This window comes from Spartinivicinus poritis, from assembly GCF_028858535.1.
Classification (GTDB): Bacteria; Pseudomonadota; Gammaproteobacteria; order Pseudomonadales; family Zooshikellaceae; genus Spartinivicinus; species Spartinivicinus poritis.
Map to the genome: position 1 here is coordinate 14,982 of NZ_JAPMOU010000012.1, position 15,576 is coordinate 30,557.

The 15,576-nt window shown below is 46.1% G+C and carries 2 protein-coding genes; both read left to right on the plus strand.

The features are described 5' to 3' along the window. Positions 1-9,693, plus strand: coding sequence for an amino acid adenylation domain-containing protein (locus tag ORQ98_RS11365; RefSeq protein ID WP_274688928.1), 9,693 nt, complete (start codon positions 1-3; stop codon positions 9,691-9,693). Then, on the plus strand, positions 9,690-15,575 hold the full coding sequence (locus ORQ98_RS11370; protein WP_274688929.1) for a beta-ketoacyl synthase N-terminal-like domain-containing protein: 5,886 nt from the start codon (positions 9,690-9,692) through the stop codon (positions 15,573-15,575). Before ORQ98_RS11365 ends, ORQ98_RS11370 begins: the two co-directional genes overlap by 4 nt. The last annotated feature ends 1 nt before the right edge of the window (position 15,576 follow it).

The window sequence follows — 15,576 nt, forward strand, 5'->3', positions numbered from 1 at the left end:
ATGTTATTAGCTCTTGTTTGCGCTCGGTTTTCCCTAGACCAGGCTACACTCATCAACTGCCTTTTTATCTTCAAACCACGTACTAAATCCGCCTTTTTTAAGCACCCCTGGATTGTCGATTTATTAGATAAAACGGCCAAAGCAATGAACAGAGCCCACAACATTATTGACGCACAGATAGAAAGTCAGTTGCTTACAAGGTGGAATGATACCGATGCTAAGTATCCAAAGGATAAATGTTTCCATGAACTGTTTGAAGAACAAGCGCAAAAAACACCTGATGCTATCGCGGTCGTTTATGAAGGGGGTAGTTTAACTTATAAAGCACTTAGCCGAAAAAGCACGCTATTGGCCAAATATTTACAACAGCAGGGAGTAAAGCCGGATAGTCTGGTTGCTATTTATCTAGAACGCTCACTAAATATGATGGTCGGGTTATTAGCTATTTTGAAAGCTGGTGGTGCTTATGTGCCCCTGGACCCAGAATACCCTACAGAACGTTTATCTTACATTGTTAAAAATAGTCAGGCATTACGCATATTGACTCAAGCTAAGCTGATGAATAAAGCTAGCCAATGGATAGGGAAAACTGAAAAAGTCATCTTGATTGATCAAGATTGGAAAGTCATTAAAAAAGCGGCAAAAGCGCAAACACTACTGAAAAAAAAGGTTAAACCTCATCATCTAGCTTATGTGATCTACACCTCTGGGAGCACGGGTAACCCCAAGGGGGTGATGGTTGAGCATCGAGCATTGGTTAACTTTCTTGTGGCCATGGGGCAGCGGCCTGGTCTTCACTCGGGTGATCGGTTGCTGGCGGTCACCACCACTTCGTTTGATATTGCTGGACTGGAGCTGTATCTGCCTTTACTTAACGGCGCTCAATGTTACATCTGTCCCTCAGAAACAGCAAAAAATGCTAAGGCACTGAAAAAAACGATTCAATGTATCAAGCCAACCATTATGCAGGCGACGCCCACTACTTGGAGTATGCTGTTTCATGCTGGCTGGAAAAATAAAGAAAAAGTGAAAATTCTCTGTGGCGGTGAAGCACTGCCTCAATCGTTGCGAGCATATTTTGTTAAGTCACGCAGTGAAGCTTGGAATATGTATGGGCCAACAGAAACCACTATTTGGTCCACCACTCAGCTGATTGCCAAAACCGGTGCTATCTCGATTGGGCGTCCAATTGCCAATACCCGCATTTATATTTTGGATGAGCAGGGCAAACAAGTAGCAATAGGCAGTGCTGGTGAACTTTGTATTGCGGGTGACGGGTTGGCGAGAGGTTATTTACAGCAACCAGAGCTAACTGCTGAAAAATTTATCGACCACCCATTTAAAAAGGGAAAAAAGCTTTATAAAACGGGAGATTTTGCCCGCTGGCAGGCTGAAGGTACTTTGGAATTTTTGGAGCGGATTGATCAGCAGATCAAAATGCGTGGTTTTCGCATCGAAATAGGAGAAATAGAAGACAGGTTGAATCGTCATCCCGATATTCAGCAGAGCGTTGTGATCGCGAAGGGGGAAGGAGATAAAAAACAGCTTATAGCTTATGTTGTGCAAAGAGTCGAAAAGGATAAAACAGCGAAACCCCAAGTAATTAATAAAAAAATTATTCGTTATTTACGCCGCTATTTGCCAGACTATATGATCCCGGCCTTTTTTATCCCTCTGGATAATATACCACTGACTCTCAATGGAAAAATTGATCGTAAGGCTTTAATTGAACGGCAGGTGGTCATTACCAGGGGCCATTATATCCGTTCTCCCCAGTCTCTTTTAGAAAAGCGCGTGCTGTTGATTTGGCAAAATGTGTTGGGTATTCAACAAATCAGCACGGAAGATGTATTTTTTGATGTTGGTGGTAATTCCGCATTAGCGGTTGTGGTCGCTCAGAAAATGAAAACTGAGGTTGATCAGCGCTTTAATGTAGCGCAGCTTCTCAAGCATAAAACCATCAAGGCGATTTGCCAGCAGCTCAGACAAGACAGTGCTCAAGCACAAATAAAAGAGCTGCCACCTAATGATGCCCCGATCAAGGCCCTGAACACTCAAAATAAAGCGAGTGAAACGGGCGATAATGTTGCTGCTACCGCTGGCAATGAGCCGATGGCTATTGTCGGTATGTCCGGTCAGTTTCCACAGGCCAAAGCGCTTGACGAGTTTTGGCAGAACATAGTGCAAGGCAGAAATACCATTACGGAAATTCCTCCCGACCGATGGGACTGGCAGGCGGTATACGGAGATCCAGTCACAGAAGCCAATAAAACACGAATTAAATGGGGAGGGTTTCTCGACGGCATTGGCCTATTTGACCCGCTTTTTTTTGATATTTCCCCTCGTGAGGCCGTCTTGATGGACCCTCAACAGCGGCTACTACTCACTCATACCTGGCTGGCACTGGAAGACGCTAATATTGTTCCCAGCAAATTTGCTGAAACACCAACAGGTGTTTTTATGGCGGCGGGTAGATGTGAGTATCAAAGGGAGACTACCCCAGAAGATACGCCTTATATGATCACCTGTGCAATGCCTTCCATTATTCCCAATCGCATTTCCTACACCCTGAATTTGCAAGGGCCGAGTGAAGTCATTGAAACCACTTGTTCTTCATCGCTCGTGGCCCTTCATCGTGCGGTCCAGTCGATCCAACGAGGTGAATGCCTCCAGGCGGTTATCGGTGGGGTGAACCTGCTGCTTTCTCCTCAAGGGTTTATTGGCTATGAAGCCATGGGACTGTTAAGTGATGAGCGTAAGGTACGCCCCTTTCAAGATGGTGCACAGGGCTATGTTCGCTCTGAAGGCGTCGCTGTGATCGTTATAAAACCGCTTAAGCAAGCTAAAGCTGATAGTGATCGTATTTATGCACTCGTCAGGGGGACTGGTGTTGCCCATGGTGGGAAAGGGGCGTCATTGACCGCTCCCCATGATGTTGGCATTAAAGCAGCTATGCTACAAGCCTACCGGACGGCAGGTATCGACCCACGTACGGTTTCTTATATAGAAGCCCATGGTACAGCCTCGGTGTTGGGTGACAGCGTTGAAATTGAAGCGCTCAAATCTGGATACCGAGCCCTAGCGGAACTGCAAACATATAAGGGCCAGTCTAACGCGCCTTGCTATTTGAGCAGCTTGAAGTCGACCATGGGTCATAGCGAAGTGGTTTCCGGTATGGCGGCGATTATAAAAGCTGTGTCTGCGATACGTCATCAGACTATCCCTGGTATTCCTGGTTTTAGAGCTCTCCACGAGCAATTATCACTTGCCGAGAGTCCTTTTAAGATTATACGTGACAGCATCCGTTGGGAGCCTTTACTGGGCTCGAAAGGCCAGTCGCTACCGCGGCGAGCTGGGATCAATAGCTATGGGTTTGGTGTTAATGCCCATGTGCTTTTAGAAGAGTATCAGGAAGCCCCTGAGGCTGAACCTGTGGTGTTGCATAAAGGCCCTGTCTTAATTGTGCTCTCAGCAAAAAATGAACAACGACTCAGGGCCTATGCAGAAAAAGTTCAACACTACCTAGCGTTAACCTCAACAGAAAAAGCGTTCGATATAGCTAATTTTGCATATACGCTCCAAGTGGGCCGTGAAGCCATGCAAGAGCGTTGGGCGATGGTGGCTTCTTCACCTCAAGCGTTGTCTCAAGGCTTAACTGACTTTATCCAGAATCGACAAAATGAATGCTGTTTTAGAGGGGCGAGTATAACGAGGGTCCCTACTGGAGGTACTCAGGTTCAACAGGCATTGATTGAAAAAAATCTGTACCAGCTTGCGGAGTTATGGGTGAGTGGTGCAGTGGTGCCTTGGGAGGCACTGCATAAAGGACTTCCTGTGAAAAAAATCCCATTACCTACTTATCCTTTCTTAGAAAAAAACTATTGGCAGCAAGATATCGTGAATGTAATTGATAATGGATCAGACCAGCCTCAAAAAATAAAAAAGAAACCCAAAAAAACTAAAAAACAGAAAAAAGTAAAAGACTGCAAACAACCTAAGCAAATTAAGCGAGTGTGTATTGTCGGTGCAGGGCCGGCTGGCCTTGTGATGGCTAAGTCTTTACTAGAAGAAGGCCATGAACCGGTGATCTATGAGCGCCAGGGTAATTTAGGTGGTGTCTGGAATTTACAGAAAAATAAAACAGCTGGTGTATATAAAAATACACGCTTTCAAAACTCAAGCTACACCAGTTTTTTTTCTGATTTTTATCCACAATTTTCGAACAGTATTTTCCTCAAAGCTGATGAGGTTAGCGATTATCTGCATCAATACGCTAAGCGATTTCAATTAAACCGGTTAATCCACTACTACACCAAGGTTAATCGGGTGAAACCACAAGGCAAGCAATGGGTGGTTGACAGTGAGTATCAAGGGAAGTCACGTCAAGAAGTCTTTGATGGTGTTGCTTTGTGTCACGGTCGCTTCCAAATACCGTTACGTCCTAGTATTGAGGGGCTGGATCAGTTTCAAGGCGAGGTGATCCATGCAGGGGAGTATTTTGATAACCGTTTATTTGCAGGCAAACGGGTACTGGTGATTGGTAACGGTGTTAGCGGTATGGATATCGCTGGAGAGGCTAGTGAAAATGCGGCTGAAGTTTATTGGAGCCTGCGTTCCCTGCGATTTGTACTGCCTAGAATGGTAGGTTTTATTCCCAACGACTTTGTTTCACCGGCCAATATGTTAATTTCGGGTAGCACGCGCAATCTCAGAAATATTCAACGGCTTAAAGAAGCTGACCCCGATTATTATGCCTTGTATAAAAAAAGTGGCTTGTTTCCCAGCGCTGATGACTTCAAGCGGCGGCCCTTTATTCACGTAAACGACGATACCATTGCCCGCGTAGCTCAAGGGAAAATACAGACCATTTTTAATGGGATAAAGCGCTTTGATGGGAGTGACTGTGTTTTGAGTGGCACAGAAAAGCGCATCAAAAATCTGGATGTGATTGTACTTTGTACCGGTTATCGAGTGAAGTCTGCCTTGGACTATGTGGAAGGCTTGTCCCCGCAACAAGATTTAGCAATGGGTCTGTTTCACCGTGAAAATCCGAGTCTGGTGAATTCGGGTGGTTTGCAGGAAATCGGTACTACAGGCACGTTGCCTTTTCTGGAGATGAGCGCGCGCTGGTATGCCCAAATTATGTCTGGCAATTATCAGCTTAGTGCGGAAGAGCGAGCTTATCAGGTCAATACTAACGATATTGTAATAGCCCCCTTGGCCAGTGTGCTGTTTGGCTTAAAGCTAGGACTACTGCCAAGACCAGATAAAGAATTCAAAGCCTTTTGGCACTTTATAAATATGCCTAGCTTTCCGATGATTTATCGCTTGCGCGGTCCGCATGCCGATCCCAATGCGGAATATATGCTTAATCAGTGTAAACAGCGCGCATTTATTCACACTGACCAGCAGGACCCTGAAATTGAAAAAATCAAGCATCGGTTATTAGCTGGTTTGGGTAATGCTGTGCTGCGGGATTTATTATCTCGTGAAGAAATTACCGAAGTAGAATACCAGCAGGCTCAGCAGTTTCAGCATGATCCGCTACTGCTGAACTGGGATGTTCAATATATAAAAGCTGAGAAAGACACTTCAGGTGAAAAGGCTAAAACTACAGTTGAAACTGAAACCAAGCTTTCAAGCACTAAAGCACTAAAACAGCAAAAATCAAAATCAGAAAAAAATGTCGCGGCTTTGTCCAGAAATACATCCAGAGAAGTATTTCGCCAACACCTAGTAACCCTGATGGCTGAAACCTTGAAGCTGGATGTCAGTGAAATAAATCCTGACAACAATCTCAGCCAGTATGGTTTTAATTCCATGACCTTAATGGTGTTCTCAAACAAAATTGCGGCAACCTATCAAGGACTTCGGTTGGACTCATCTGTTTTTATGGAGCATGTGACCCTACAGGGTATTAGTGATTATTTATACGATAAATATTGTGAGTCTCAACGTACGGAAGCTGAACAGAAAGATCATTTTGCATTGGCAGTAAATGAAATTCAGCCTGAAAAACCACACTTTCAACCATCCAGCATCAACAACAGTCAGCGATCTGACTTAAGCGATGAAGCTGATATTGCCATCATTGGTGTTGGCGGAAAATTACCTGGCGCTAATAGCCTAGCTGAATTTTGGCAAAATTTAGTTGCTGATAAATCTTGTGTGTCTGAAATTCCAAAAGACCGCTGGAACTGGAAAAGCTACTACGGTGACTTGGGAGAAACGAATAAAACAGATTGTTATCACGGTGCGTTTATTGATGACGTAGGGTGTTTTGACCCGTTACATTTTCATATCTCGCCGCGGGAAGCAGAACTGATCGATCCGCAACAACGGCTGTTGCTAGAAGCCACTTGGGAAACCCTCGAACAGAGTGGCTATACGAAAGATGACTTATATGATCAAAAAGTTGGGGTATTTATTGGCGTAGAGCGTCAGGATTATGCGCAGCGAATCAAAGCCACCGACTGTCCTATTGATGGGCATCTAAATACCGGTAATGCCCATGCGATGATTGCCAATCGAATCGCCCATTTTTTTGGTTGGAAAGGTCCGGTGGCAGCCATTGATGCTGCCTGTTGCAGCTCTTTTGTTGCTATTCAAAATGCGGCTAACAGCTTGTATAACCAGCAAGCGGATCTTGCGCTGGCAGGTGGAGTGAACCTGTTGTTAACGCCAGACGTTTTTATTTACAACCGTAAACTGGGGCTGTTTACCGGTGAGAATCATATAAAGCCTTTTGATCAGGCCGCTTCAGGCCATTTTTTTGGTGATGCGTTGGGGCTTGTGTTGTTAAAGCGGCTATCGGCGGCACAGAGAGACGGCGACACTATTTATGGTGTGATTAAAGGACTTTCGGTAAGGCACGGTGGTCAGGGAGTGATGTTAACTGCGCCGAATGCTGTATCCCATAAAGAAGTGATCCAGGAGGCACTTCAGCAGGCTCGCTTACAAGCAAGCGATATCGACTATATCGAAGCCCAGGGAACAGGCAATGCCATGGCCGATATCGTTGAGTTGAAAGCTTACCATGCGCTTTTTGCCGACACGGCCAAGCAACCGGTCAAAATCGGTTCTATCAAGGGACATACTGGACATTTCTCCGGGGCATCGGGTGTGGTTTCGTTAATAAAAGCGGTTTTGTCATTGAAAAATAATCGCTTAATAAAAGTCGCCCATTTTAACCAGCTAAATTGGCACTCATCTGACGAGCCTTTTGCCTGTCAGGTGTTAGCTGAGACCATTGACTGGCAGCCAAAACAAGAAAAAGGACTTGTTACTCCTAGAAGAGTAGGCATTCATAACTTTGGCTTTGGCGGGGTAACAGGCCATCTGGTGTTGGAGGAATATGTCGCACCGAGCAATAGCAATGTTAGGGCACTGGTAGATACGCCTGAGCTGATTTTATTATCTGCACGGACACAGCCACAACTGGTGCAGTCAGCCCAACGCTTGTTGCATTATATCGACGCAAAAACTTATCAATATTACGGATTATCTGATATCCACCTGCGAGATATCGCCTATACCCTCCAGCGGGGAAGGCAAGCGCTAGAAAAGCGTGTGGCATTCCAAGTAAGTAACATTGATCAACTGCGAGAACAACTACAGGCCTTTATTGTTGGTGAAGATAGTCCTTATAGTTACGGTGGACATAAAGAGCCGGATCGGCAACTAGTTAATTTTGTGCTCGATAAGGATATACAACGAGTCATTGATCACTGGATTGATGAAAGGCAACTTGAAAAGATTGCTGCACTGTGGGTACAAGGTATTGCCATTGATTGGCAGCGTTTATATACCCATCAGGAACAACCGCAAAAAATAGCCTTGCCCACTTACCCCTTTGTTAAACAACGCTACTGGATTCCTGGTGAGGAGTCTGTGGACTCAGAGACGCAGCACTCACAACAAGTATCTACGAGCATTAATCGATTATCGCCGTTGGTACATGAAAATACGTCCGATTTTACTGAGCAGCGATACAGCTCGACGTTTTCTGGCGATGAGTTTTTCCTTGCTGATTGTTTAGTCGGTGAACACAAGGTTTTACCCTGGGCTGCTACGTTGGAAATGGTGCGAGTCGCTATCAATCAGGCAACAGCTGGTAACCGTGATGAGCAGGGCAAGGCCATCCAAATTCAGAATGTGATATTAGCGAACCCAATTCTGGCCCAGCATGCGACACAACAAGTGCATATTGGACTCTTTCCGCAAGACGGCAACGCGATTCACTTTGAAATTTACTCAACCACAGCCAATCAACAGGATGAGACGATCGTGCACATTCAAGGTGTGGCCAGCTGGTGTGACATGCCAGCGCTATCGCCTCTGGACTTAACTGCTTTGAAAACAGCTTGTCGTCAACAGCAGCTTGATGGAAATACCTGCTATCAGGCGCTCAAAGCCCGAGGTGTAGACTATGGCCCGGGTTATCAAGCGGTTGAAAATCTGTTTGTTGGCAATCAACAGGTGCTAGCTAAATTATCTTTGCCCGCAACACTAATGGCCTCGCAACCTCTCTATGAGTTACACCCAAGCCTGATAGATGCTGCATTGCAGGCTGTAGTAGGGCTGCTATGGGAAGGCAAAAAAGTAATACCGCATCCATCTTTGCCTGCCGGGCTTCATACCGTTTCTATCTGGGGAAGATGCTCAACTTCGTTGTGGGTATGGGTTCGTATTGTCGGTGTTAATAAAGAGCAGTTTGACCTAGTCCTTTGTGATGACGACGGGGTAGTCGTTCTTTCAATTGATGGCCTCAGTTACCAGCAGCAAACCGAAGCCTTTGAGCTACCGGCTACAGCAGAGCAAAGGATTCCTGAAGAAGTTAAGGGCATGATCCCTACCTTGAATAAAACCGGCAGCATGACAAAAGCGCTGGCTGATTACTCAATTGCTTTTGCGGAATATGCGGGTCAATGCCAAGGAGAAGTCCTGGATATCGGCTGTGCTTATGGAGTGGCGACACAAGCGGCCATTGAGCGGGGAGGTCGAGTATTAGCCGTTGATATGGAACAGGGACACTTAGATATTTTGCAAGCCAACCTGAGTGACCTGCATAAACAAAGTGTACGAACCCAACGAGGTGTATTACCGGCAGTTGATTTTGCTCAATCCACTTTTTCAGCGATTCATGCTGGGCGTATTTTGCACTTTTTAACGCCTGATGCGTTGCAGCAATCGCTGCGGAAGATGTACCAGTGGCTTCGGCCTGGTGGAAAGTTATTTATTGTGACAGATACGCCGTACTTTCCCCATTGGGCATCCAGGGTGATGGAATATGAAGCGCGCAAGGCGAACGGTGACTTGTGGCCAGGTTATATAAATGATCTCAGTGATTTTTTCCATGCTCGTAAAACTGATGGTTTAACAGATGGGTTTGATGCCGGGGCACAGGCTGAAGAGGCGCTCGGGGGGGTAGAGGCCATCAACTTACTCGATCCCGATATCTTGGTGCGTGAATGTAGCGCTGCAGGCTTTGATATAGAAGACGTAGGCTTTGAAAGCCTAGCGATATCAGTCGGTGGCGTGAAGCTGAAAGGGGGCATGGAGCACGCCGGTATTATTGCGGTGAAACCCCAACAAACCATCCAGGTTCAACAAACAAGCCAGGCCCAACAGACAACCCAGGTAACAGGCACATCGGCATTTATTGAGAAATACGAAATGGAAGCGCTGTCATGAATTTTTCTCAAGATAAGCTAGGCATTATTCAAACAAAAATCGGGTTGATGTTAGCAGAAGAGTTGCATTTGCCAGCTGATGTTATCGACCCGGAAAAAAACTTTGTCGAATTAGGTCTCACCTCTTCGATCGGTATGATTTGGGTTAGCAGGATTAATCAAGTCTTTGGCCTGTCCATACCGGCGGTCAGGCTCTACAGCTACCCAACACTACAGACGTTTTCTGCTTACTTGCTGAAAGCTTGCCAAGCACTAGGGCAGGAAACAAGCCAGCAAGTACCTGCTCAAGAACGTCAAGCAACCAGAAAAAGTATTGCCCCCACATTGCCAGTCAAACAGTCAGTGCAATTGTCGCTAATGAATCCCCATCGAAATACGGCGTCTATACGGTCTCGATATAAAGCTCAAGGTAACCGAACTCGGTTTACTGGAGCTAAATCAAACCAGCAACGCTTTAGCGCAACTCACAAGGAATGCGGTAGCGAAAAGGAAACAAGCAATACAACAGCAAAGCCAGCAATTGCCATTGTTGGGATGTCAGGCAAATTTCCCAAGGCAAATAATGTTATGGCTTTTTGGAATGTGATCAAAAATAAAGTCGATTGCATTAGCGAAGTGCCGAATGATCGTTGGCCGATGGGGTACTACTACGACAAAAACCCTCATTCGCCCGGAAAATCCTATTCAAAATGGATGGGGTTATTGGACGAAGCTGAATATTTTGATCCGCTGTTTTTTAATATATCTCCGGCTGAAGCGCCGTTTATCGACCCACAGCAGCGGCTGTTTTTAGAAGCAGCTTGGGGCTGCCTTGAGGATGCGGGATATGCCGCTGATAGCTTATCAGACAGCCGCTGTGGTGTTTTTGTCGGGTGTGGTCACTATGGTTATTTGGGTTGTGGGCATCCTGACTATCAGGGTGATGGGCAGCAAGCCACTGCAATGACTAATGCCTTTTCCTTTACCGGGGGTAGCCCTTCAATACTTGCTGCCCGGGTGTCGTATTTTCTCAATTTAAAAGGCCCTTGTTTAGTAATCGATACAGCCTGCTCGGCATCCTTAGTGGCTATTGCACAGGCTTGTAATAGTCTCGTGCTGGGGGATAGTGATGTTGCTCTGGCGGGTGGTGTTTCCGCGATTATGAACCCTTCTATCCATATTATGGCAAGCCGGGCTGGGATGCTCTCGAAAGAAGGGCGCTGTTTTACGCTGGACCAACGGGCCAATGGCTTTGTGCCTGGAGAAGGGGTCGGTGTAGTGGCGTTAAAACGCCTGGAGGACGCAGAGAAAGACAATGATGCAATTTATGGCGTTATTCAGGGGTGGGGTGTTAATCAAGATGGTAAAACTAACGGTATTACCGCGCCAAACCCTGCGGCGCAAAGTGAGCTAATTAAGTCCGTTTATTCTCAAACCGGCATCAACCCTGAAGATATTCAGTTAATCGAAATGCATGGTACTGGCACCCAGCTTGGGGATCCGGTTGAAGTTGAAGCACTAGTCGAGGCTTTTCAATCTTTCACTGATAAGTCCCACTACTGTGCTTTAGGTGCAGTGAAAAGCAATATAGGGCATTTGCTGGCGGCAGCGGGAGTGGCGGGGGTTATTAAGGTGCTGTTGGCGATAAAGCATCGTCAGTTGCCTCCAACCCTTCACTTTGAAAAAGCCAATCCTCATATTCAGCTAAGCAATAGCCCTTTTTATGTCAATACGGCCTGTCAGCCATGGGAGGTTGAAGCCAGCAAAGCAAGAACGGCTGCGGTTAGCTCGTTCAGCTTTTGTGGGACCAATGCCCATTTGGTCATAGCGGAACATCATGCTCTAAGGTCTACGCGGCCAGTATCTCAGCATCAGCCTAAGCCTGTGGCAGTGGTGTTATCGGCTAAACATCCTGACCAGCTACAGGTAGCAGTGGCAAACCTATTAGCATTTATTCGCAATACGCCAATCAGTCAAACAGAACAGGTGACTTTATTAAAGGAGCTGGCTTACACCCTACAAGTCGGCCGAGTGGCAATGAAGGTCCGCTTGGGAATCATTGCTACCTCAATGGAGGCGCTGGAAGATAGGTTGCAGCACTGTTTAGATAATAACTATTTGCTATCGGAAAATGGCTTAACACAGCCTCGTTCCCAGCAGATTTATGTCAGTCATCTCAAAGGCAACCAACCAAAACCGGCTAATCAGCCTTCTCCAAGGGCTCAGACTGGCGAGGTTGACAAACTGCTAGCGCTTTGGGTAGAGGGCAGTGAGGTTGACTGGAATCAGCTTTACCCTGATCAAAAACCTCGACGTATCCATTTACCAACTTACCCGTTTGCTAGGCAACGCTATCGGTTAGCTACTGCAGCCACCAGCAAAGCAACTGAAGACTGTGCGGCTGAACCTAGCGCATTGTTATTAGACAAAGACTGGCAGCCTCAAGAGTTAGTGGCGACGTTGTCGGGAGCGGAAAAGCAACCGTTGCCGTTAAATGACCATATCCTGGTGTTGATTACCCCCTCGTTGAATGATCTTACCAAGGCGATTAAAGCTGTTTTTCCCAATAGTCAAATCCTAACCGCCGAGGCTTTAACCGGCCATCAGCCTGAAAATAGCTCGCAGGTTATAGACTGGGGCTTGATCAGTGGCTGCCTAGACCTCACAGGTCTGGATCCCAACTATAACGACGAAGACTTTGATTGGCTGACCTATTTGCAGGCCATGATTGAGCAATCAGATGCTGAGAAGCTTCGCTGTATTCAACTGACGCAGGGCTTGGAAAATTTTAACCTGGCAACCAAGCCCACGTTATCAGGTGCTAAGCGAGTAGGCTTGTATCGAATGTTGCAAAATGAGTATCACAAAGTGATTTCTCGTCATATCGACATCGATCAGTACTTCTCCCTTGAAGCTAACCAGCTAATCCACTGTATATACAACGAATGGTTGCAAGATCAAATCGAACCGGAAGTTTGTTATCGCCAAGGGAGACGTTTTAAAGCAGGTTTTAAAGCGTCGCCACTCGAAAACACATCAGCCTATCAAAGTAATCACTTTGACCGACATTTGCTGTTTGCAGGTAATGATGTGGTGTGGATTACTGGTGGTACGCGTGGCTTAGGTATGCTGTGCGCTAAACACTGGTTAAAGGCTTATGGAGCACGCAACTTTGTGTTGATGGGGCAAGCTGCTTTACCCGCACGGGAATCTTGGCCGGCATTGGTCGGGTCATCAGACAGTGATCCTGTTTTGCAGCAAAAAATACGGGATATTCAGTACTTAGAAAGCCAGGGAGCAACGGTAAAAGTGCTGGCAACGCCGCTATCTGATATAGCGGCTATCCGGACTGATTTACTGGCAGTTAAACGGGAATTAGGCCCAATCAAGGGGGTGATTCACTGTGCAGGACAGGCTGACTTCACAACGCCAGCCTTTATTCGCAAGCAAACGGAAAGTATAGAGCGATTGTGTGAGCCCAAAATAAAAGGGCTAGCCGTTTTGCACGAAGTGCTAAAGGACGAACCGCTGAAGTACTTTGTACTATTTTCCTCCGTCTCAGCCACTATACCGACCCTAGCCGTTGGTCATAGTGATTATGCCTTAGCGAATGCGTATATGGATTATTTTGCGCAATATCAGCAAGGACAAGGCTACTCCTTCTATCAGAGTATCCAGTGGCCGAACTGGAAGCAAACGGGGATGGGGGAAGTGACCAATCCGGTATATCAAAGCAGTGGACTATTGAGCCATACCAATCAACAAGGCTTAAAACTGTTAGATCACGTGTTAGCCCATGGCCACAACTCGGTATTGATGCCGGCAATGATCGATGGTGCCCGTTTTAATCTGTCATCATTATTTTATCGGCAAGCTGAAACAGTAAAACCATTACCAATTGATCCAACGCTAGATCAAAGCAGTGATAAAGTGCATAACCGGGGTAAGAGTGGGTTAGAGACTGATACAGCTTTACAATCGCAGTCATTATCTATAACGGATCAAACAATCACCTGGCTAACCGCCCTGCTTGGCAAGGAGCTGGCATTAACCCCAGATTTTTTGGAGCCTGACAAACCCATTCAGGAATATGGTGTTGATTCCATTGTATTGGCTCAACTTGTCAACCGCATGGATAGGGATTTGCCTGGTTTAAACATTGATCCAAGCTTGGTGCTTGCTTACCCAACCATTGAATCACTTAGCCAGTATTTAGCTAGCTCGCATGAAGAAAAGCTTGCCCAGCAGTTTTCAGTAAGCAACCAAACCAAGCCCACTGCAGATTTGGAACAGGATCAAGCTTCCTTACCTAATATAGCTCCAACGCAGTTTTCAGCAGAAAAGCCACAAGTAAAACAACAAGCAACAGTTGCTAAGACTTCAATAAGAAAAATTGCTGTGATTGGAATGGGTTGCCATTTTCCTGATGCGGATAACCTCGACCAATATTGGCAAAACTTAGCAACGGGTCACGACAGTATTGGTGAAGTCCCGCTGTCTCGCTGGAACACAGATAGCTATTATCACCCTGACACCTTCCAGCATCAGAAAAGCATCAGTAAGTGGGGAGGGTTTTTAGCCGATATAGAAGCTTTTGATCCAGATTACTTCGGCATTGATGAATCCTTAGCGGCTCAGATAGATCCCTTGGAAAGGCAGTGGCTAGAAGTTAGCGCAGAGGCGCTGGCTGATGCAGGCTATGAAAAAGCTGATCTCTGGGGGAAGCCCGTTGGTGTCTATGTTGGGTCCAGGACGAGTAATTTTGCCAGTAAACTCGATACATTGGCAAAAGACGTTCTGGTAGGGGTGGGGCAAAATTTTATCGCTGCCCATCTAGCCCATATTTACAATTTCACTGGTCCCAACCTGGTTGTAGATGCCGCTTGTGCTAGCGCTTTAACCGCCATTCATTTGGCGGTACAAAGCCTCAGACAGGGTGAGTCAGAAATCGCCCTCGCCGGTGGTGTCGATATCCTGCTGGATGAACAGCCTTTTATTACCTTAAGTCGAGCACAGGTTTTATCCCCCGATGGGCGTTGTAAAACCTTTGATGAAAAGGCCAATGGCATAGGCATCGGTGAAGGCTGTGGGGTACTGGTATTAAAGCCTTTGGAAGCTGCTATTGAGGATAACAATAAAATCTATGGGGTGATTGAAGGTTCAGCGGTTAATAACGATGGCAACACCATGGGGGTCACTACACCAAACCCCACCGCTCAGCAAAAATTAATTGAGTCGGCTATTGCTGATGCACAGATTCAAGCCCGGTCGATCAGCTATGTAGAAACCCACGGAACAGGCACCTTGATTGGTGACCCCATTGAGCTGAAAGCACTCACGGCTATTTTTGATAAAGCGCAAACAGAAAAGCAGGTATGCGGTGTCGGTAGTGTTAAAAGCAATATTGGGCATTTACTGAGTGCGGCGGGTGTAGCCAGTGTAATCAAAGTGCTATTGTCGATGGTCCATCGAAAAATCCCACCTACCTTACATTGTCAAAACCCTAATCCTCGGTTCGACTTTGATAACTCACCATTGTATCCAGTACTCCAGCTCAAAGACTGGAAGGCTGCGTCGCTCCGAGCCGGGATTAGCTCGTTTGGTTTAGGTGGCAATAATGCTCACTTAATTATCAGTGATGAAGGCATCCCTGCTAACCGACTGGCTGATACCCAGCCACGCAAAGCGCCTGTAATTTTTCAGCGCAAAAGGTATTGGCCAGACCCTCAGCGAAGCAAAAAACAGTCTCGGTTTGTAGATAAAAAAAACCAGACAGTAGAAAAAAAATCAGCAGTTCAATATTTACAGAATATTCAGTCTGAAAATGCAAAAAAAATTATTCACACGGATGAAACCGTAGCACAAAAAAAACAATTTATGCGCTTTTTCGAATTGGTGAAATAAC

Bases quoted from the DNA above. Each gene is read 5' to 3' on its own strand.
- ORQ98_RS11370 (WP_274688929.1), top strand. From the start codon at position 9,690: ATGAATTTTTCTCAAGATAAGCTAGGCATTATTCAAACAAAAATCGGG.
- ORQ98_RS11365 (WP_274688928.1), top strand. From the start codon at position 1: ATGTTATTAGCTCTTGTTTGCGCTCGGTTTTCCCTAGACCAGGCTACA.